The organism is Chromobacterium indicum (assembly GCF_039708975.1).
Taxonomy (GTDB): domain Bacteria; phylum Pseudomonadota; class Gammaproteobacteria; order Burkholderiales; family Chromobacteriaceae; genus Chromobacterium; species Chromobacterium piscinae.
Genome location: NZ_JAYFSJ010000006.1, coordinates 161,595 through 180,947, shown reverse-complemented (window position 1 = coordinate 180,947; position 19,353 = coordinate 161,595). Strand labels below are relative to the sequence as shown.

Sequence of the window (19,353 nt, the reverse complement as noted above, 5' to 3'; positions counted from 1 at the left end):
GGAAGGGGTTGTGGCGTTCCTTGTCGTTTTGTTCATATCGAAACATAGTCGAGCCGTGTTACGCCGGCTTGACGCTGCGATGAAACCTGCATGGAAGCATGGGTTAGTGTTGTTGATCATAAAGTTGTAGCTAATAGGTCTAAATTGTTATAAGCAAAGCGCGTAGGATCAACGACATCTTGCAGCATGAATGGGGGCTCCCATGGATTTGGGATATACGGTGGCGGGATTGGCCGTCGGTTTCATCGTCGGCTTGACCGGGGTGGGCGGCGGCTCGCTGATGACGCCCATCCTGCTGTGGTTCGGCATTTCGCCGGCAACCGCCGTCGGCACCGACCTGCTGTACGCCGCGGTGACCAAGGCCGGCGGCGTGGTGGTTCATCACAAGCAGCGCCACATCGATTGGCGCATCACCTGGCATCTGTCGCTGGGCAGCGTGCCGGCTGCCTTGCTGACGCTTGGCCTGCTGTCCTGGCTGCACGTGCCGGCCCAGGTGATGGACGCGCTGTTCCGCTTCGTGCTGGGACTGGCGCTGCTGCTGACGGCCTTCGCCATCCTGTTCAAGCCCTGGCTGCTGAAGGTCGGAGGCCATCATGCGGCCAAGCTGGGCGCCGATGGCCGCTGGTGGCCGACGGCGCTGGTCGGGGGCGTGCTGGGCGTGCTGGTGACGCTGAGCTCGATCGGCGCCGGGGCGCTGGGCACTTTGGCGCTGTTCATGCTGTATCCGGCGCTGCCCACCACGAGGCTGGTCGGCACCGAGATCGCCCACGCGGTGCCGCTGACGCTGGTGGCTGGCCTAGGTCACGCCGGCATGGGCCACCTGGACTGGGTGCTGCTGTTGAAGCTGCTCAGCGGTTCCTTGCCGGGCATCTGGCTGGGCAGCCGCTTGGCCGGCCGCCTGTCTGACCACTGGCTGCGGCCGGCGCTGGCGGTGATGTTGGCGCTGGCGGGCGGCAAGCTGGTTTTGTAGCTTTTTGCGCCGCTGACAAAAGCCCCGACCCCACGTTGCGCCCCTGTGCCCGATGGTTTTTTCTGCCTGGGCCGCGGCGCGCCTTGGCTTGGGGCTTTTGTCCGCGGTGGCGTCGTTTGGGGAGGCCCGATCCTGCGCCGCGTTTCCTTCCGCTTATTTCCTATGGATGGTTGTAACGCTTCAACAGCGCGGCGTAGCGGCCATCCTGCTTGATCCTGTCCAGCGCCGCCTGCAACCGGGCGACGTATTCCGGCTTGCTGTCTTTTTGCAACGCGAAATAGAAGCGGGTGCGGTCGTCCAGCACCAGCACCGGCTCCAGCTGTTCCGGATTTTGCCCTTGCTGGCGCGCGGCGTAGCGCTGAAACAGGCCGACGCCGGCGCTGAATTGCACGCGGCGCGCGTACAGCAGTCTGGCGGACTGGGCCTCGTCGTTGGTCAGCACCAGGGTGTCGCTGGCGGCGAGGCCCTTTTCCTCCAGTATCTTCTCTCCCGGCGTGTCGCGAGCCACCGCGATCTTGGCTCGCCGGATTTCGTCTGGCGATGGCGGCGGCGCATGCGGTCCGGCCAGCCGGAATACCTCGATCGGCAGCGGCAGCGCCGGGCCTATCCATTTGAACCATGCCTCGCGTTCCGGCGTCCTGACCGTCAGATAGAGCAGGGTATTGGGCGTTTGCTGAGCCTCCCTCAGCGCCCGGCTCCACGGCTTGACTTCAATCACGGCGCGCAGGCCGCTGTCGCGCAGCATCATCTGCAGCAACTCGTTGGAAAAGCCTTTGTGTTCGCCTCCCTCCTCATAGCTGAGAGGGGGCAGGGATTCGGTCAGGGCGAGCAGCTCGGGAGGCGGCGCTTCCGCGCGGGCGGACAGGGCCAGCAATTGGCAGAGCAGGGCGATGACGGCGACGCGCATGGATGTCTCCGGTGCGGCAGCATGTTTTCATTTCCCACTATAAGCGCGGCGGACAAAAAAAGAGCCCCGGGGGTACCGGGGCATCAAAGCAAACAACAAAGGAGAAGCCATAAGAAGCATGGTTATATTAGTAATTTATGATTTCATGCGCTTTGATTTGAAACAAACTTACAGATTTTGTTGGTTTGGATAGTTGTGACTATTACAAGATGCTCAGGCTGCCGCCAGCGTCTTGCTCAGTTCGATGCGCTCGTCGTCGATGCCGGCCGGGTAAGGCTGGGTCGCGCTCTGGCTGTAGCCCAGCCGCTGGTAGAAGCGCAGGTTGTCGGGCAGCCGGCGGCGAGTGGACAGTTTCACCCTTTGCACGCCTTGCAGGCTGAGTTGCCGCTCCGCGTGGCTCATCAGCGCCGACCCCAGGCCATGGCCTTGCCAATCGGGGTGGGTGCAGACGCGTTTGACTTCGGCGCAGCCGTCGTCGGGCGGCAGCACCAGCAGGCAGGAGACGGGCAGCCCTTGTCGCTCGGCGACGAAAATCTGGCTGCCGCTGGCCAGGTGTCCGGTCAGACTGCCTATGGTTTCGTCCAGTGCGGTGGGGCGGCTGGGCAATATCTCTTGCAAGGGAGTGAAGGCTTGCTGCAACAGCAGGCGGATGGCGGGAAGATCGTCCCAGCCGGCAAGGCGAAATGCGGTATCGCTCATGGCGTGTTCCTGAGGATGGGCCGCTGTCGAGTGTAACCAGAAATTATGAACATATGAAAAACGGCCACATGGAATCCATGCGGCCGTTTGTTCTGCGCAACAGGGGATGGCTTACAGCTTGCCGGCCACCCAGCCTTGCACGCCTTTCAGCGCGGCGTCCAGGTTCTCCGGCTGGGTGCCGCCGGCCTGGGCCATGTCGGGACGGCCGCCGCCCTTGCCGCCCACTTGCTGGGCGACGAAGTTGACCAGCTCGCCGGCTTTGAGCTTGCCGGTCAGGTCGGCGGTGACACCGGCCACCAGCGCCACCTTGCCGTCGCCCTTGGCGGCCAGCACGATGGCGGCGGTGCCGAGCTTGTCCTTCAGCTTGTCCAGCGTCTCGCGCAGCGCGGTGTTGTCGGCGCCAGGGAGCTCGGCCGCCAGCACCTTGACGCCGTTCACGTCGGCAGCGGCCTCGGACAGGCTGTCGCCGGCGGAGGAGGCCAGCTGGCCCTTCAGCTTGGCCAGTTCCTTCTCCAGCGCCTTGGCGTTGTCCTGCAGCGCGGTGATCTTGGCCAGCACTTCGTCGCTGGTCTGTGCCTTCAGCGCGCCGGCGGCTTCCTTGATCAAGGCGTCTTGCGCCTGGATATGAGCCAGCGCGCCTTCGCCGGTGACGGCTTCGATCCGGCGCACGCCGGCGGCTACGCCGCCCTCGGCCACGATCTTGAACAGGCCGATGTCGCCGGTGCGCTTGACGTGGGTGCCGCCGCACAGTTCGGCGGAGAAGTCGCCCATGGTCAGCACGCGGACTTCGTCGCCGTATTTCTCGCCGAACAGCATCATCGCGCCGGACTTCTGCGCGTCTTCCATGCTCATCAGCTCGGCCTTGACCTCGTAGTTGGCGGCGATCACATGGTTGACCACGCGTTCCAGCTCGGCGATTTGCTCGGCGCTGACGGCTTCGCCGTGGGCGAAGTCGAAGCGGGTACGTTCCGGGTTGACCAGCGAACCCTTTTGCGCCACATGGCTGCCCAGCACGTGGCGCAGTGCCGCGTGCAGCAGGTGGGTGGCGGAGTGGTTGCGGGCGCTGGCCTGGCGCTGGTGCAGGTCGATGGTGGCGGTGACAGCGTCGCCCACTTTCAGCTCGCCGCGGGCGAGCTTGCCCTTGTGGCCGAAGGCTGCGCCCTGGATTTTCTGGGTGTCGGCCACGTCGAACAGCGCGGCGATGCCGCCGGCGGCGGAAATTTCGCCGACGTCGCCCACCTGGCCGCCGCCTTCTGCGTAGAACGCGGTGTGGTCGAGGACCACGATGCCTTCGTCGCCGGCGGACAGGCTGTCTACAGCCTCGGTGCCTTTGTACAACGCCAGAACCTTGGCGTCGACGCTGGACTTGTCATAGCCGTGGAAGCGGGTGTCGTCGCCGTCGTAGGCGATCTTGCCGCTCATCTTGAAGTTGGAGCCGGCGCGGCCGCGCTCGCGCTGAGCCTCCATCGCGCGCTCGAAGCCTTCGAGGTCGGCGTGGATGCCGCGTTCGCGGCAGATGTCGGCGGTCAGGTCCACCGGGAAACCGAAGGTGTCGTACAGCTTGAAGATGGTGTCGCCGTCCAGCGTTTCTGAGGCGATTTTGATCGTTCCATCAAAAGCTACATCTGCAAGGGTGCGACTGCCTTCAACAAGGTAATTAAATTCACCCTTATGTTCGGAGTACGTTTTTCTGGCTTCATTGTCGTCGTCAGTAAAACTAAAAACAGATACGTGATGTGTTGAGCCTGACGTGCTGGTAACAAAAGATCCGAAGGCAGTATGTTTGCCGCCAATGGTTGAGCCTGAGGATGTGAATCTCCAGTTGTTCTCACGTACGAGCTTAAAGAAAGCAAGGCGTGCAATCGTGTCTTCAAGAATTCGCATGCCGCTATCCAGCGTTTCGGCGAACTTGATTTCCTCGGCGCGGATGGCGTCTTCGATATGCGCCTGCTTCTCGCGCAGGTCCGGATAGGCTTCGCCCATCTCGGCCACCAGGTCGGCGACGATCTTGTGGAAGAACAGGCCCTTCTGGCCCAGCTTGTAGCCGTGGCGGATTGCGCGGCGGGCGATGCGGCGCAACACGTAGCCGCGGCCCTCGTTGGACGGCAGGATGCCGTCGGCCACCATGAAGGAGCAGGCGCGGATGTGGTCGGCGATCACTTTCAGCGACGGCACGTCCTGGCTGTAGGCCACGCCGGTTTCGCGGGCGGCGGCGCGCACCAGACAGGCCAGCGCGTCGGTCTCGTAGTTGGACTTCACGTGCTGCAGCACGGTGGACAAGCGCTCCAGGCCCATGCCGGTGTCGACCGACGGCTTCGGCAGCGGGTGCAGCGTGCCGGCGTCGTCGCGGTTGAACTGCATGAAGACGTTGTTCCAGATCTCCATGAAGCGGTCGCCGTCTTCGTCCGGGCTGCCCGGAGGGCCGCCGGCGACGGACGGGCCGTGGTCGAAGAAGATCTCGGTGCACGGGCCGCAGGGGCCGGTGTCGCCCATGGTCCAGAAGTTGTCGGACGCGTACGGCGCGCCCTTGTTGTCGCCGATGCGGACGATCTTGTCGGCCGGCACGCCGACGGTCTTGTGCCAGATGTCGTAGGCTTCGTCGTCGGTGGCGTACACCGTCACCATCAGCTTGTCCTTCGGCAGCGCCAGCCATTGTTCGCCGGTGAGGAATTCCCAGGCGAAGGTGATGGCGTCGCGTTTGAAGTAGTCGCCGAAGCTGAAGTTGCCCAGCATTTCGAAGAAGGTGTGGTGGCGCGCGGTGTAGCCGACGTTTTCCAGGTCGTTGTGCTTGCCGCCCGCGCGCAGGCATTTCTGGCTGGTGGTGGCGCGGGTGTAATCGCGCTTCTCGAAGCCCAGGAACACGTCCTTGAACTGCACCATGCCGGCGACGGTGAACATCAGCGTCGGGTCGTTGCCGGGGATCAGGCTGCTGGAGGGAACTACCTGGTGGCCTTTGGAGGCGAAGAAATCCAGGAATTTCTTGCGAATTTCAGAAGTTTTCATGATTTTCGGTCAATTTTCAAAATCTGGTCCGGGCGCCGTGCCAGGACGAATCCATCGATTGTGTCAAGCCGGGGCCTGGCTGGCAAGCGCTTCGCAGCGCCGCTTCAACGCCTGGTTCATCTGCAGGAAGCCCTGGCGGGCGCGCTCCAGCAGTCCGTCGCCGATCAGCGGCAGCAAGAGGCCGGAGAAATCCTCGACGTGATGCAGGCGGGTGCCGCCGCCATCCAGCGCTTCCAGCCGGAAGCGGTGCTCGCCGTCCAATAGGCCGGCAACGAGCAATTTGTCGCGCCAGGCCATCAGGCTGCCGGCGGAGAATTCGCTCAGCCGCGGACGGAAAGTCAGGCGGCGTCCGCCTGGCGGATGGAGAGTCGTCACCAGCCGGGCGCCGGCTTCGTGGCGGCCATGCAGGCCGACGATGAACGGGTTCCATTCCGGGTAGCGCCGCCAGTCGGTCAGCACCTGCCACACCCGCTCCGGGCTGGCGGCGATGTCGATTTCGGTGGCGATGCTGCGCGTTGCCATGGCTCAGTCCTCGTAGAAGTCGTCGTCTGCGCCGCCCGCCAATACCTGGCGGATCACGTCGGCGGGAAAGCCGCGTTGCGCCAGGAAACGGTATTGCTTGGCTTTTTCCGCCGCGTCGGCCGGCAGCCGGCCGAATTTCTTGCGCCACTGCTCGCGCGCGCTGGCGAGGTCGTCCTGGCCGGACAGCGCCTCGCGTATGGTTTCGCTGTCCACCCCGCGCTGGCGCATTTCCTGCGCGAGGCGGCGGCTGCCGAACTTGGCGCCTTTGCTGCTGGCGAACTGGCGGGCGAAGCGGTCGTCAGACTGCCAGTCGGCGGCGGCCAGCTCGTCCAGCGCCGCGTTCAACTCGTCCTCGCTGTCGGCAAAAGGCGCGAGCCGCCGAACCAGTTCCTGCCGGGTGTACTCCCGGCGGGACAATAGTTCGGCGGCCCGCGCCTTCAGGCTTTTGCCTGTCGCCGCCATCAGGCGTCGAAGGCGTCGTCGGCGAACTCTTCGTCGCCCTGGGCTTCATTGATCTCGATCTTGATGCCCACCGCTTCGCGGATCTTGCGCTCGATCTCCTCGGCGATGGCCGGGTTGGACTTCAGCCATTCGCGGGTGTTGTCCTTGCCTTGGCCGATCTTCTGGCCGTTGTAGGCGTACCAGGCGCCGGACTTGTCGACGAAGCCGTGCTTGACGCCCAGCTCGATGATTTCGCCCTGGCGGGAGATGCCTTCGCCGTACAGGATTTCGAAATCGGCCTGGCGGAACGGCGGGGATACCTTGTTCTTCACCACTTTGACGCGGGTGTCGTTGCCGATCACTTCCTCGCCCTTCTTGATGCCGCCGGTGCGGCGGATGTCCAGGCGCACGGAGGCGTAGAACTTCAGCGCGTTGCCGCCGGTGGTGGTTTCCGGGTTGCCGAACATCACGCCGATCTTCATGCGGATCTGGTTGATGAAGATCACCAGGGTGTTGGTGCGCTTGATGTTGCCGGTCAGCTTGCGCAGCGCCTGGCTCATCAGGCGGGCTTGCAGGCCGACGTGGCTGTCGCCCATCTCGCCTTCGATTTCAGCCTTCGGCACCAGCGCGGCCACCGAGTCGATCACGATCAGATCGACGCCGCTGGAGCGCACCAGCATGTCGCAGATTTCCAGCGCCTGCTCGCCGGTGTCCGGCTGCGAGATCAGCAGGTCGTCGACCTTGACGCCCAGCTTTTGCGCATATTGCGGGTCCAGCGCGTTTTCCGCGTCGATGTAGGCGCAGGTGCCGCCCAATTTTTGCATCTCGGCCACGGCTTGCAGACACAGGGTGGTCTTGCCGGACGACTCCGGGCCGTAGATTTCCACCACGCGGCCGCGCGGCAGGCCGCCGACGCCCAGCGCCAGGTCCAGGGTCAGCGAGCCGGTGGAGACCACCTGCAGGTTTTCGTTGATCTGGTTGTCGCTCATGCGCATGATCGAACCCTTGCCAAACTGTTTTTCAATCTGGGAAAGGGCCGCGGCCAGCGCCTTGCTCTTGTCTTCGGAAGCCATGCTGTCTCCAATGGGGTAGGTCGGACCAATGATGGGGGCGATTATCGCAGAAAAAAGCTGGGCCAACAGCAGCTTGCTGCCGCCGTTTTCGTGCCATGGTCGTAAAGCCCCGCCGCGCCCCCTTTTGGCGCGGTGCAGGATGTGTACAATGGGGACATGATGAACGAACGCGCCCAACATTTGCTGAAGGCGCTGATCGAACGGTACATCGCCGACGGTCAGCCGGTCGCCTCCAAGACCCTGTCGCTGCTGCCCGGGGTGGAGCTGTCGTCGGCCACGGTCCGCAACGTGCTGGCCGATCTGGAGAACATGGGCCTGATCGCCTCGCCGCACACTTCGGCGGGGCGGATTCCCACCGCGCGCGGCTATCGCTTGTTCGTCGACCGGCTGTTGACGATACGGCCGCTGGACGAGCTGTCGCGCCACGAGCTGGAGGCCAATCTGCAGCCGAACAGCCCGCAGCGGATCGCCCAGGCGGCGTCGTCCTTGCTGTCCGAGCTGACCAGCTTCGCCGGCGTGGTGCTGACGCCGCAGCTCAGCGACGTCGCCTTCCGCCAGATCGAATTCCTGCGCCTGTCCGAACGGCGGGTGTTGATGATATTGGTGACCCTGGACGGCGATGTGCAGAACCACCTGTTGAACACCGAGCGCGACTACACGCCGTCGGAACTGGTGGAGGCCGGCAACTTCATCAACCAGCATTACGCCGGGCAGGGGTTGAGCGCCGTTACGCTGCGGGTGGAGGGCGAGCTCAGGCAGCTGCAGGGCGACATCGCCGAATTGATGGCCGCCGCGGTGAAACTGGGCCAGCAGACGCTGGCCAAGCGCAACGAGGACGTGGTGGTCAGCGGCGGCTCAAGGCTGCTGCAGGTGCATGATCTGTCGGATGATCTGTCGCGGCTGCGGGAGCTGTTCGGCGTGTTCGAGCGCAAGACCGAACTCCTGAAATTGCTGGCGCAGGGACGGGAGGCGCAGGGGGTGAACATTTTCATCGGCGAGGAGTCTGGAGTCATGACGCTGGACGAATGCTCGGTGGTGACCGCGCCCTACTGCATCAACGGCCAGGTGGTCGGCACGCTGGGCGTGGTCGGCCCCACCCGCATGGCCTACGAGCGGGTGATCCCCATCGTCGACATCACCGCCCGCCTAGTCAGCAACGCCTTGTCCTTCCGCGAATGAACTCGAGCCATACCAAAAAAGAAAGCAGAATCATGAAATCGATGTTGAAACTGGCCATCGCCGCCGCTTTGGCCGGCGCGGCCTTCACCGCTCCGCAAGCCCAGGCCGACGCAGCCTTTCTGGCGCGCCCCGACGTGCAGCGCTACATCGACGAGCAGGTGGCCACAGGCCAGTTCAACCGCCCCGAGCTGGAGGCGGTGTTTGCCAATGTGGAGCTGAAGCCCAACATCATCCGCATCCTCGACAAGCCGTCCACCTCGCGGCCGTGGTATCAATTCCGCGCGACGACCGTCAACGACAAGCTGATCGTGGACGGAACCGCGTTCTGGCAAGGCAACGCCGACGCCCTGGCGCGCGCCGAGCGCGAGTACGGCGTGGCGCCGGAGGTGATCGTCGCCATCCTGGGCGTGGAAACCCATTACGGCCGTAACACCGGCAGCTTCCGGCTGGTGGACTCGCTGTCCACCATCGGCTTCGACTACCCGCGCCGCGCCGAGTACTTCCGCGGCGAACTGACCCAGTTCCTGTTGCTGGCCAAGGAAGAGGGCAAGGACCCGCTGACGCTGAAGGGGTCCTACGCCGGCGCGATGGGCCTGCCGCAATTCATGCCGTCCAGCTACCGCAAGTGGGCGGTTGATTTCGACGGCAGCGGCCACCGCGACATCTGGAGCAACCCGCACGACGCCATCGGCAGTGTCGCCCATTACTTCCAGCTGCACGGCTGGAAGCGCGGCGACGACATCGTGGCGCCGGCCAGCGTGGCGCCGGAAGCCCAGGTCGACAAGCTGCTGGCCGACAAATTCAACCTGCACTACACGGTGGGCGATCTGCGCAAGATGGGCGTGGCGCCGCAAACGCCGCTGGCCGACAACGTGCCGGCGGTGCTGTTTTCGCTGGAAACCGCGCCCGGCGTCACCGAATACTGGCTGGGCCTGAACAATTTCTACGCGATCACCCGCTACAACCGCAGCACGCTGTACGCCAAGGCGGTGCAGGAAATCGCCGACCAGCTGCGGCAGCGCTACTACGCGTCGCTGGCGCAGCGGCCGGACCAGGCCTCCGCCGCGCAGTAAGGCGCGGGCTTCCGCAACAAGACGCCGGCGCCGCCAGGGAGGCCGCGCCGGTGAAACCTGTCGCCTTGCGCGGCAATTGCCATTAAAATCCGCCCCCATGAGCTATCAAGTCCTTGCCCGCAAGTGGCGCCCCAAACGCTTCGCCGACCTGGTCGGCCAGGAGCACGTGGTGCGCGCCCTCTCCAACGCCCTGAAAGAGCAGAGGCTTCATCACGCCTATCTGCTGACCGGCACCCGGGGCGTCGGCAAGACCACCATCGCCCGGATTCTGGCCAAGAGCCTGAACTGCGAAACCGGCACCACGGCCGAGCCCTGCGGCGAATGCCAGGCTTGCCGCCAGATCGACACCGGCCGCTTCGTCGACCTGTTGGAGATCGACGCCGCGTCCAACACCGGCATCGACAATATCCGCGAAGTGCTGGAAAACGCCCAGTACGCGCCGACGATGGGCCGTTTCAAGGTCTACATCATCGACGAAGTGCACATGCTGTCGAAGAGCGCGTTCAACGCGATGCTGAAGACGCTGGAAGAGCCGCCGGGCCACGTCAAGTTCATCCTGGCCACCACCGATCCGCAGAAGGTGCCGGTGACGGTGCTGTCCCGCTGCCTGCAGTTTTCCTTGCGCAACATGACGCCGCAGCAGGTGTCCAGCCATCTGGCCCACATGCTGGACGTCGAGGGCATCCAGTACGAGGCTCCGGCGTTGGCCTTGCTGGGCCGCGCCGCGTCCGGCTCGATGCGCGACGCGCAGTCGCTGCTGGATCAGGCCATCGCCTACGGACTGGGCGAGGTCAAGGAAGACGGCGTGCGTGCGATGCTGGGCGCGGTGGACCGCCGCTACCTGTTCACCCTGCTGCAGGCGTTGGCCGTTGCTGACGGTCCGGCGCTGATGGCCGAGGCCGACCGCCTGGCTGAACGCGGAATCAGCTTTGATTCGGCGCTGTCCGAGCTGGCAGTGTTGCTGCAGCAGCTGGCATTGGCGCAGACGGTGCCGGCGGCGCTGGCCGCCGACGAGCCCGAGCGCGATACCTTGTTCGCATTGGCCGGCGCCATCGCGCCGCAGGATGTGCAGCTTTACTATCAGATCGCCATCCATGGCCGCAAGGATCTGGCGCTGGCGCCGGACGAGCATGCCGGCTTCAATATGACGCTGTTGCGGATGCTGGCCTTCCATCCGGCCGTCGCGCCGGCGGAGAGCGCCGCGCCCGCGCGTCCGGCCGCTCCGTCGCAGCCGCGCCCAGCGCCGGCATCGGCGTCGGCGTCGGCGGCATCGATCGCCAGCGCTTCGGTGCCGGCGGAGCGGGGCATGTCGCCGGCCGCGCGCGCGCTGCAGGCAGCCGGTCTCGGCGGGCAGCCGCAAGGCAAGCCCCGCGCGGCGGAGCCTACCCCGGCCGCCGAGCCGGAACCCGAGCCCGCGCCCCGGCCGCAGCCGGTTGCGGCGGAGCCCAAGCCGGAAATCCAGCCTGAGCCGCGTTTGCAGCCGGCGCCGGTTCGAGTTGCGTCCGCGCCCGAGGCCGCCGTTCAGGAGGCGGATGACGAGCGCGACGAGGAAGAGATCGTCGACGCGCCGTGGTCCGACGACGACGCGATGCCGGCCTATATGCAGCAACCGCCGCTGGAGGACGAGCCGTCCAGTTTTGTTTTCGATGGCGATTGGCAGCGGCTGGTCGCCGACCTGGGCGCCAAGCTCGGCGCCGCGCGGATGCTGGCGCATAACGCCGTGCTGAAGAGTTGGAGCCAGGACCGCCTGGAGCTGGCGGTGCCGGAGAGCTTCCGCCACATGAGCGGACGCGATTATCAGGAAAAACTCAAAGCCGCGCTGGCCGAACGCTTCGGCCACGCGGTGGATCTCGCGGTGACGGTGGAAGAGCTGGGGATGGAAACCCCGGCGATGACCGACGCCAGGCTGCGCCAGGAGCAGCTGGCCGTCGCCCGCGAGTGCATGCAAAACGATCCGGTGGTGCAGCAGATGGTGCGCGAGTTCGGCGCCACGCTGCTCATCGAGACCATTCAACCCGTACAGGAGTGACCGCGATGTTCGGTAAAGCTGGTATCGCCGGCCTGATGAAACAGGCCCAGCAAATGCAGGAAAACATGAAGAAGGCCCAGGAAGAGCTGGCCCAGGTGGAAGTGGAAGGCCAGTCCGGCGCCGGCATGGTGAAGGTTCTGATGACCTGCTCCCACGACGTCAAGCGCGTCGCCATCGACGACAGCGTGCTGGACGACAAGGAAATGCTGGAAGACCTGATCGCCGCCGCGTTCAACGACGCGGTGCGCAAGGTCGAGTCCACCACCCAGGAGCGGATGTCCGGCTTCACCAACGGCCTGAACCTTCCGGCCGGGATGAAACTCCCGTTCTGATCCCAGGGCCCGGCGACGGGCCTTTTTTGTCGGAGCCGGGATGTTCGGCCATTTCACCGTGCGCAGCCGTCTGCCGCGGCCGCCGGAGGCTGTGTGGGCCGACGCGGTAAGCCGGCGCGGCATCAACGACGAGTTCTTCCCGTGGCTGCGCATGCGGCTGCCGCCGGGCGATCTGCCCGTGCGCCTGGATCAGCCGGCGCGCATCGGCCGCTGCTGGATGCTGTTGCTGGGCTGCCTGCCGGTGGAGTGCGACCAGCTGACGCTGCTGCGCCTTGAGCCCGGCGCCTTCGACGAGCGCTCAAGCATGCTGGGGCAGCGCGTCTGGTGGCATCGCCGCCGTGTGCTGGCGGCGGACGGCGGTTGCGAGGTGGTGGACCGGGTGGCCTTTTTGCCGCGCTGCCGCTGGATGCTGCCGGTGTGCCGGCCCTTGTTCCGGCTGGTGTTCGCCTGGCGCCATTACCGGCTGCGCCGGCGCTACCGTTGATTTCATGATTTCCGTCCGCGGCCGTCTGGCCGCTTTTCCCAGGTTGATGCCGTGTCGATGAAGAATCCTCCCGCGCTGGAGCAATTGATCTCCGCGTTGAAAGTATTGCCGGGCGTGGGGCCGAAAACCGCGCAGCGGATGGCTTTCCACTTGCTGCAGCGGGACAAGCAGGGCGCCGACAAGCTGGCGCGCGCGCTGGACCGGGCGCTGATCCACCTGACCCACTGCCAGCGCTGCAATACCTTCAGCGAGGCCGAGCTGTGCGCCATCTGCGCCGACGAGGCGCGCCGGCAGGACCAGCTGTGCATCGTCGAGATGCCGGCCGACCTGATGATGCTGGAGCAGGCCAAGTGCTTCGAAGGCCTGTATTTCGTGCTGATGGGGCGGATATCGCCGCTGGACAATATCGGCCCCAAGGACCTGCACCTGGACAAGCTGCTGACGCGGGCGCTGGACGGGCGGGTGAGCGAGATCGTGATCGCCACCAACTTCACCGCCGAAGGCGAGGTGACGTCCCACATGCTCAGCGAGCTATTCAAGGAGCGCGGCCTGACGGTGACCCGCATCGCGCGCGGCATGCCGGTGGGGGGCGAGCTAGAGTATGTCGATCTGGGCACGCTGGCGCAGGCGGTGTACGAACGCCGCGGCGTGTAAGCCGGCATTGTCTTGTCATGGCCGCTTCGCTAGAATCGGCTCTTCCCGTCCCGTTTCATTCCTAGGAGTCCTGTCGAAATGAACAAGTGATGCCCGGATGCCCATGGCGTCCCCGATTCGTTCCGCCGTCCGGCGCGTGCGAGTATGCGCATTGCTTGTGTTCGACAATCAGTTCCGAATCGTTTCCGTGCCTGCCGTTTTGACCCGGCATGGACGATTCCCGCGCAGCGCGTGCGTCGGCGTTGATTTTCCTTTTCTAAACGGAGGACAAGATGCCCGATGCCGTTCAACAACACGATGTTTTCCATTACAACCAGGTCGCCTGGGATCGCCAGGCGCGCGCCGACTGCGAGTGGTCGCGGCCGGTGGATGCCGCCGCCATCGCCGAGGCCAGGCAGGGCCGCGTGCTGGCCAAATTGACGCCGGGGCCGTTGCCGGCCGGTTGGCTGGACGATGCGCTCGGCCTGGACATCCTGTGCCTGGCGTCCGGCGGCGGGCAGCAAGGGCCGCTGCTGGCCGCCGCGGGCGCGCGGACGACGGTGCTGGACGCGTCGGTCGAACAGCTGGCGCGCGACCGCGAGGTGGCCGAGCGCGAGGGGCTGGCGCTGCGGCTGGAGCACGGCGACATGCGTGATCTGTCGCGTTTCGCCGACGCCAGCTTCGACTGCGTGTTCCACCCGATCTCCAATCTTTACGTGCCGGACGTGACGCCGGTGTGGCGCGAGTGTTTCCGCGTCCTGCATCCCGGCGGCCGGCTGCTGGCCAGCTTCTACAATCCGGCGGTGTTCGTCGCCGACCGCGATCCAGCGCTGGTGGAGCAGGGCCTGATCCGGCCGCGATTCGCCATCCCGTATGCCGATCCCGCGCATTTGTCCGAGGCCGAGCTGGCGGCGAAGCGAACGAGGGGCGAGGCGCTGGTGTTCGGCCATAGCTTGGCCGACTTGATCGGCGGACAGATGGCGGCCGGCTTTCTGATCGCCGGTTTCCACGAGGACTGGCAGCCGCGGCCGCGTTTTCTGATCGATCGCTATCTGCCCACCTTCATCGCCACCCAGGCGCTCAAGCCGGCGTGAGGCGCGAAAAAAGCCCGCCGGAAACGGCGGGCTTTTTTACGAGGGGCGCGGGATCAGTCGCCGCTGACCACATCCACGCCCTTGGGCGGAACGAAGGCGAAGCGGGAGGCAGGCAGCGCGGCGTTCTGCTGCGGCTTGCTGAACACGATGCGGGTGTCGTTGCCGAAGCTGTCGGTCAGCTGCATTTCCACCAGCATATTGTTCTTGAAGCCCATGCGGATGGCGCTGAAGGTGTTGTCCTGCTTTTTCGGGCTGGCGGCCAGCCATTCCAGCTCGCCCTGCTTGCCAGCCTCGTTCAGCTTGTAGCTGCGCTCGATTTCGTTGCTGCCGGCCAAGAGCGCGGCCGGGCTGGAGCCCAGCGCGGTGCCCTGGGCCTTGCGCGTGGCCTGGGCCAGGTCCTGGTCGTAGATCCACAGCGTCTTGCCGTCGCCGACGATCAGCTGCGAGTAGGGTTTGCTGTATTCCCAGCGGAATTTGCCGGGGCGGGCGATTTCCAGCCGGCCGCTGGCTTCCTCGCGCTTGCCCTTGTTGCTTACGGTCTGGCTGAAGTCTGCGGACAGCGTCTTGCTGCCGGAGACGAAGGCCTTGAGCTGGGCGACGGCCGAAGCCTGGGCCGGCACGGCCAGGGAGGCTGCGATGGCGGCGGCGGCCAGCATAGTGAAAAACGGTTTCATGGCGTCAATGTCCTCGCGGGCGGTGCGGGCCGGAATCAAAAACAGTAGGACCGGAACGGAGCCGGCCCGGTTCATCGCCGGGCCGGGCGATTGTGTTGGCGATTATTGCGTGCGGCGGGCCTTGCGCTTCTTCTTGGACTTGGCCTGGGGTTGGGCCGCTTGAGCCTGAGGCTCGGCCGCCGCCGCGGCCGCCGGGGCTTCGGCATGCTCGCCGGGCAGCAGCTTGTCGGTGTCCTTCAGCCAGTCAGGCATGTCGAGCTTGTCGAAGTCGACGATGTCGTTTTCGCTCAGCTGATAGACGAATTGAGGCTTGCCGTAATGGCTGTAGCGCACATTGACGTAGGCGTCGCCGCTGAACTCGGGCGCTTCGACGTGGACTTTCTGGCGCAGGGCCAGCAGGTCGCCGCCGCGGCTGGCGTAGATGTCGCTGACGGTGCGGCTCTTGTCGCCGCTGACCGGGTCAAGCTTGACCAGGCTCTGCACCAGGCGAATCATCGCCTCGGCGCCGGACTTGTCGTCAGGCTGCTTGGCCTGTTCGCGCGCCACTTTGGCCAGACCGTCCAGCATCTGCAGAGTCAGCTTCTGCTCCTGCTGGCGGCTCAGCTCCATCCGCAGTTTGTAATGCGCGCCGATTTCGCCGGCGTAGGCATCCAGCGGCTGGAAGCTGAACGCCTGCTTGTCCGCCTGGGCGTAGGCATCGTCGATGATTTTCGGCATCGCCTGGTACATGGCCTTCAGCGGAATCTGGCTGGCCATCTCGGCCGGCAGCTTGGCGCGGATGAATTTGCCGGATTGCTTGCGCAGCGAGGGCAGGAACAGGTCGACGGCGGACGGGTCCACCAGCAGCGACATGTCCTGAGCGTGGAATTGCAGCGGGACCTTGATGCTGGCCAGCAGGTTGCGCCGCTCGAAGCGCAGCTCCGGAATGGCTTCCACTCTGCCGTTCGGCGCGTCGACCGCGCCGCTGACGTTGACGCGCACGGCGCGGCCCACCTGATCTATGGTGTCGGCGATGTCGGGCTGGGCCAGCTTGGAGTCGCGGTCGGTGAAGACCAGCTTGTCGAAGCCGATCTGGGCGTCGAAGTTGTAGCTGGCGTTCTGCCAGTTCTGCAGCATCACCTTGCGGGTAGCTTCGTCGGGCGTCTTGCCGGCCAGCGGCGTGGCGCAACCTGTGAGCAGGGCGAGGGAGGAAAGGGCGGCGGTTGCGGCCAGTTTCAAGCGAGTCATTGTCGTCAAGGTCCTGTTAATGTCCATGGTGCGCGATCCTGGCGGATCGTCTGGGTATCCCGGGATTATATCGCAGCTGCAATGGCTATGCGTTTGACCTTTTCGGTCGGCGATGGGCGGCGGCCAGGCGGCCGCCCGGGCGAGAGTCAGCTGAATTTGTTGGTGATCGGATAGCGCCAGTCTTTGCCGAAGCCGCGCGGGGTGACGCGCGGTCCCACCGGCGCCTGGCGGCGCTTGTATTCGTTGATCTTCAACAGCCGCACCACGCGGTTCACGTCCGCCTCGGCGTAGCCGGCGGCGATGATGTCGGCGGCAGACTGGTTGTCCTCGACGTAGCGCGCCATGATGGCGTCCAGAATCTCGTACGGCGGCAGGCTGTCCTGGTCCTTCTGGTCGGGACGCAGCTCGGCCGATGGCGGGCGGGTGATGATGCGTTCCGGGATCACGTCGGACACGGTGTTGCGCCAGCGGCAGAGCTCGAACACCAGGGTCTTGGCCACGTCCTTCAGCACGGCGAAGCCGCCGGCCATGTCGCCGTACAGCGTGCAGTAGCCGGTGGTCATCTCGGACTTGTTGCCGGTCGTCAGCACCAGCTTGCCGCTCTTGTTGGACAGCGCCATCAGCAGCGTGCCGCGGATGCGGGCCTGCAGGTTCTCCTCGGTGGTGTCCATCTCCAGACCCTGGAACGACGGCGCGAGCGCGGCCATGAAGCTCTCGTACATCGGCCAGATCTCGATTTCGTCGTATTTCACGCCCAGGCGGGCGATCATGTCGCGGCTGTCGGTCACGGAAATGTCGGCGGTGTAGCGCGAGGGCATCATCACCGCGTGCACCTTGTCGGCGCCCAGCGCGTCCACCGCCACCGCCAGCGTCAGCGCGGAGTCGATGCCGCCGGACAGGCCCAAGAGCGCGCCAGGGAAGCCGTTCTTGCCGATGTAGTCGCGCACGCCGACCACCAGCGCGCGGTAGACGCTTTCCAGCATGTCCGGCAGCGCGGCGAGCTTGCCGGGCTGGAAGTCGCCGTCGGCGTAATCGACCAGCAACAGCTCCTCGTCGTAGGCCGCGGCCTGGGCGGCCACTTCGCCCGCCTTGTTCAGCGCGAACGAGGCGCCGTCGAACACCAGTTCGTCCTGGCCGCCCACCAGTTGGACATAGGCCATCGGCAGGCCGGTTTCCTCGACGCGGAAGCGCGCCATCTGCTGACGGGTTTCGATCTTGTCGCGGTGGAAGGGGGAGGCGTTGAGGGCCAGAATCAGTTCGGCGCCGGCATCGGCGGTTTCCGCGGCGGGCTCCAGATGCCAGATGTCCTCGCAGATCAGCACGCCCACCTTGACGCCGTTCTGCTCGAATACCAGCGGCGCGGCGCCCGGGGTGAAGTAGCGGCATTCGTCGAATACTTCATTATTGGGCAGCTGCATCTTGTGATACTGGCCCAGCCGGTGGCCGTCGCGCAGCACGGTGGCGGCGTTGAAACGCTCGTTGCCTATCCGGGCTGGATGGCCGACGATCACGGTGATGCCGTCCAGCTGCTCGATGACATCCAGGCCCTTGGCCACCTCGCGGTAGAAACTGTCGCGCAGCAGGAGGTCTTCCGGGCTGTAACCGGTCAGCGCCAGCTCCGGCGTCAGCAGGATGTCCGCGCCCTGGGCCATGGCCGCGTTGGCCAGGTCGACGATTTTTTTGGCATTGCCGGCGATGTCGCCGACCACGGGGTTGAACTGGGCGAGTGCGATACGCATCTTGAGAGGGCACCGATGATTCTTGATCGTTCGATTTTACCTGAAGATGGCGTCCGCCCAGAAAGGAAAAGCATTGCAGCTGCAACTGTATGACGGCGTGGCCGCCATCGCGCAACCAGCGTGGCCGGCCGGCGAGGGGGCGGGCGTGTTTGTCGGCCGCGAATGGCTGGCGGCGCTGGAGGAAACCGGCTGTGTCGGCGGCGAGACGGGCTGGCGGCCGCTGCCGCTGGCCTTGGAGCGCGATGGGCGGACGGTAGGGTTGGCGCCGGCTTATCTGAAGCAGCACAACCGCGGCGAGTACGTGTTCGATTGGTCCTGGTCCGAGGCGTACGCCCGCGCCGGGCTGGACTATTACCCGAAGCTGGTGGTGGCCTCGCCGTTCACGCCGGTGACCGGCAGCCGGCTGCTGGGCGGCGCGGACGAGCAGGCGCATTTGATTGCTGGCCTGCAACAGCTGGTGGACGATAACGGCTTGTCGTCGGCCCATGTGTTGTTTCCGACGGCGGACGAGGCGAGCCGGCTGCGGGAGGCGGGCTGGCTGCTGCGCGATGGCGTGCAGTTCCATTGGCGCAACCGCGGCTACGCCGACTTCGACGATTTCCTCGCCACGCTCAGCCGCGACAAACGCAAGAAAATACGCCAGGAGCGGCGCAAAGTGGCGGATGCAGGCGTGGAGGTGCGCGCGGTGGACGGCGCGGCGATAGGGAGTGCGGACTGGGAGCTGTTTTACGGTTGTTACCGGCAGACTTATCTGGAGCATCATTCCGCGCCCTATCTGAACCTGGATTTCTTCCAGCGGATAGGCGAAAGGCTGCCCGGCCATTGCGTGATGTTCATCGCCAGCCGGGAAGGGCGCGACATCGCCGCCAGCCTGTGCGTGCGGGACGGCGACGCGCTGTACGGCCGCTACTGGGGCGCGCTGGAGGAGGTGCCCTGCCTGCATTTCGAGCTGTGCTATTACCAAGGGCTGGAGTACGCCATTCGCCAGGGGCTGGGGGCATTCGAGGGCGGCGCCCAGGGCGAGCACAAGCAGGCCCGCGGATTCGAGCCGGAGCGGACGGTTTCCGCCCACTATATCGCCGATCCGCGCTTTCGCTCCGCCATCGCCGATTGGCTGCGGCGCGAACGCGAAGGCGTGGCAGATTATGTCGATCAGTTATTTTCCCATTCGGCTTATAAAACACTTGCGCGGGATGTGTAGGGCTTATATACTGCGCAGCCTCTGTGAACGAAACGCCCAGCGTATCGATCCAGGGTCTGGAGAGGTGGATGAG

18 protein-coding genes and 1 tRNA gene (1 of these 19 cut by a window edge) are annotated in these 19,353 nt (G+C 65.2%); 10 read left to right on the top strand and 9 right to left on the bottom strand.

All coding sequences use genetic code 11. From position 1 onward, the window contains the following. Positions 1-202: 202 nt before the first annotated feature. On the top strand, positions 203-970 hold the full coding sequence (locus tag VA599_RS10235) for a sulfite exporter TauE/SafE family protein (RefSeq protein ID WP_346788479.1): 768 nt from the start codon (positions 203-205) through the stop codon (positions 968-970). Positions 971-1,130: 160 nt separating this feature from the next. Here VA599_RS10235 and VA599_RS10230 read toward each other — a convergent pair whose 3' ends face one another. The 6 genes from VA599_RS10230 to recA form a co-directional block, all read right to left on the bottom strand. After that, a complete protein-coding gene (locus tag VA599_RS10230; protein WP_346788478.1) occupies positions 1,131-1,877 on the bottom strand; it encodes a substrate-binding periplasmic protein in 747 nt (248 codons plus the stop codon). 213 nt (positions 1,878-2,090) lie between these two features. Further along, positions 2,091-2,576: a GNAT family N-acetyltransferase gene (locus tag VA599_RS10225; RefSeq protein ID WP_021476351.1), complete on the bottom strand. Its 486-nt coding sequence runs from the start codon at positions 2,574-2,576 to the stop codon at positions 2,091-2,093. Between the two features lie 111 nt (positions 2,577-2,687). Next, positions 2,688-5,579, bottom strand: coding sequence for an alanine--tRNA ligase (gene alaS, locus VA599_RS10220; RefSeq protein WP_346788477.1), 2,892 nt, complete (start codon positions 5,577-5,579; stop codon positions 2,688-2,690). 63 nt (positions 5,580-5,642) lie between these two features. After that, on the bottom strand, positions 5,643-6,101 hold the full coding sequence (locus VA599_RS10215) for an SRPBCC family protein (RefSeq protein WP_346788476.1): 459 nt from the start codon (positions 6,099-6,101) through the stop codon (positions 5,643-5,645). A gap of 3 nt (positions 6,102-6,104) precedes the next feature. Continuing rightward, positions 6,105-6,563, bottom strand: coding sequence for a recombination regulator RecX (gene recX, locus VA599_RS10210; RefSeq protein WP_346788475.1), 459 nt, complete (start codon positions 6,561-6,563; stop codon positions 6,105-6,107). Next, positions 6,563-7,615: a recombinase RecA gene (recA, locus tag VA599_RS10205; RefSeq protein ID WP_346788474.1), complete on the bottom strand. Its 1,053-nt coding sequence runs from the start codon at positions 7,613-7,615 to the stop codon at positions 6,563-6,565. The genes recX and recA overlap by 1 nt, the downstream gene beginning before the upstream one ends. 156 nt (positions 7,616-7,771) lie before the next feature. Here recA and hrcA point away from each other — a divergent pair, with 156 nt between their 5' ends. The 7 genes from hrcA (at position 7,772) to VA599_RS10170 (ending at position 14,439) form a co-directional block, all read left to right on the top strand. Beyond that, complete coding sequence (gene hrcA / locus VA599_RS10200; RefSeq protein WP_346788473.1) at positions 7,772-8,794, top strand: heat-inducible transcriptional repressor HrcA; 1,023 nt, start codon at positions 7,772-7,774, stop codon at positions 8,792-8,794. 32 nt (positions 8,795-8,826) lie between these two features. Further along, positions 8,827-9,867, top strand: a complete 1,041-nt coding sequence (mltB, locus tag VA599_RS10195; RefSeq protein ID WP_346788472.1) for a lytic murein transglycosylase B — start codon at positions 8,827-8,829, stop codon at positions 9,865-9,867. A 97-nt stretch (positions 9,868-9,964) separates the two neighbouring features. Further along, positions 9,965-11,896 (top strand): DNA polymerase III subunit gamma/tau, encoded by a 1,932-nt coding sequence (gene dnaX / locus VA599_RS10190; RefSeq protein WP_346788471.1) that lies wholly within the window; start codon positions 9,965-9,967, stop codon positions 11,894-11,896. A gap of 5 nt (positions 11,897-11,901) precedes the next feature. Next, on the top strand, positions 11,902-12,228 hold the full coding sequence (locus VA599_RS10185; protein ID WP_346788470.1) for a YbaB/EbfC family nucleoid-associated protein: 327 nt from the start codon (positions 11,902-11,904) through the stop codon (positions 12,226-12,228). 40 nt (positions 12,229-12,268) lie between these two features. Next, positions 12,269-12,712: a hypothetical protein gene (locus VA599_RS10180; protein ID WP_346788469.1), complete on the top strand. Its 444-nt coding sequence runs from the start codon at positions 12,269-12,271 to the stop codon at positions 12,710-12,712. 57 nt (positions 12,713-12,769) lie between these two features. Then, on the top strand, positions 12,770-13,366 hold the full coding sequence (gene recR / locus VA599_RS10175; protein ID WP_346788468.1) for a recombination mediator RecR: 597 nt from the start codon (positions 12,770-12,772) through the stop codon (positions 13,364-13,366). Positions 13,367-13,638: 272 nt separating this feature from the next. Next, the gene (locus VA599_RS10170) at positions 13,639-14,439 is read left to right on the top strand and encodes a class I SAM-dependent methyltransferase (protein ID WP_346788467.1); all 801 of its coding nucleotides are present in this window, start codon (positions 13,639-13,641) and stop codon (positions 14,437-14,439) included. A gap of 53 nt (positions 14,440-14,492) precedes the next feature. Here the strand turns inward: VA599_RS10170 and lolA are convergent, their stop codons facing one another. From lolA to VA599_RS10155, 3 genes are all read right to left on the bottom strand, one after another. Further along, positions 14,493-15,113 (bottom strand): outer membrane lipoprotein periplasmic chaperone LolA, encoded by a 621-nt coding sequence (lolA, locus tag VA599_RS10165; protein ID WP_346788466.1) that lies wholly within the window; start codon positions 15,111-15,113, stop codon positions 14,493-14,495. A gap of 102 nt (positions 15,114-15,215) precedes the next feature. Beyond that, positions 15,216-16,340: a hypothetical protein gene (locus tag VA599_RS10160; protein WP_346788465.1), complete on the bottom strand. Its 1,125-nt coding sequence runs from the start codon at positions 16,338-16,340 to the stop codon at positions 15,216-15,218. A gap of 146 nt (positions 16,341-16,486) precedes the next feature. Next, entirely contained in the window at positions 16,487-18,079 is a 1,593-nt protein-coding gene (locus VA599_RS10155) for an NAD+ synthase (RefSeq protein ID WP_346788464.1), read from the bottom strand. Positions 18,080-18,152: 73 nt separating this feature from the next. Between VA599_RS10155 and VA599_RS10150 the strand changes: the two genes are divergently transcribed. Both VA599_RS10150 and VA599_RS10145 read left to right on the top strand, forming a co-directional pair. Further along, positions 18,153-19,280, top strand: coding sequence for a GNAT family N-acetyltransferase (locus tag VA599_RS10150; RefSeq protein ID WP_346788463.1), 1,128 nt, complete (start codon positions 18,153-18,155; stop codon positions 19,278-19,280). 58 nt (positions 19,281-19,338) lie between these two features. After that, a tRNA-Ser gene (locus VA599_RS10145) sits at positions 19,339-19,353 on the top strand; it runs 176 nt beyond the window's last position.

Coding starts and splice junctions, on each gene's coding strand:
- VA599_RS10225 (WP_021476351.1), bottom strand. CDS start 2,576: ATGAGCGATACCGCATTTCGCCTTGCCGGCTGGGACGATCTTCCCGCC.
- hrcA (WP_346788473.1), top strand. CDS start 7,772: ATGATGAACGAACGCGCCCAACATTTGCTGAAGGCGCTGATCGAACGG.
- dnaX (WP_346788471.1), top strand. CDS start 9,965: ATGAGCTATCAAGTCCTTGCCCGCAAGTGGCGCCCCAAACGCTTCGCC.
- VA599_RS10160 (WP_346788465.1), bottom strand. CDS start 16,340: ATGACTCGCTTGAAACTGGCCGCAACCGCCGCCCTTTCCTCCCTCGCC.
- recX (WP_346788475.1), bottom strand. CDS start 6,563: ATGGCGGCGACAGGCAAAAGCCTGAAGGCGCGGGCCGCCGAACTATTG.
- recA (WP_346788474.1), bottom strand. CDS start 7,615: ATGGCTTCCGAAGACAAGAGCAAGGCGCTGGCCGCGGCCCTTTCCCAG.
- mltB (WP_346788472.1), top strand. CDS start 8,827: ATGAAATCGATGTTGAAACTGGCCATCGCCGCCGCTTTGGCCGGCGCG.
- VA599_RS10235 (WP_346788479.1), top strand. CDS start 203: ATGGATTTGGGATATACGGTGGCGGGATTGGCCGTCGGTTTCATCGTC.
- recR (WP_346788468.1), top strand. CDS start 12,770: ATGAAGAATCCTCCCGCGCTGGAGCAATTGATCTCCGCGTTGAAAGTA.
- alaS (WP_346788477.1), bottom strand. CDS start 5,579: ATGAAAACTTCTGAAATTCGCAAGAAATTCCTGGATTTCTTCGCCTCC.
- VA599_RS10215 (WP_346788476.1), bottom strand. CDS start 6,101: ATGGCAACGCGCAGCATCGCCACCGAAATCGACATCGCCGCCAGCCCG.
- lolA (WP_346788466.1), bottom strand. CDS start 15,113: ATGAAACCGTTTTTCACTATGCTGGCCGCCGCCGCCATCGCAGCCTCC.
- VA599_RS10155 (WP_346788464.1), bottom strand. CDS start 18,079: ATGCGTATCGCACTCGCCCAGTTCAACCCCGTGGTCGGCGACATCGCC.
- VA599_RS10180 (WP_346788469.1), top strand. CDS start 12,269: ATGTTCGGCCATTTCACCGTGCGCAGCCGTCTGCCGCGGCCGCCGGAG.
- VA599_RS10170 (WP_346788467.1), top strand. CDS start 13,639: ATGCCCGATGCCGTTCAACAACACGATGTTTTCCATTACAACCAGGTC.
- VA599_RS10230 (WP_346788478.1), bottom strand. CDS start 1,877: ATGCGCGTCGCCGTCATCGCCCTGCTCTGCCAATTGCTGGCCCTGTCC.
- VA599_RS10185 (WP_346788470.1), top strand. CDS start 11,902: ATGTTCGGTAAAGCTGGTATCGCCGGCCTGATGAAACAGGCCCAGCAA.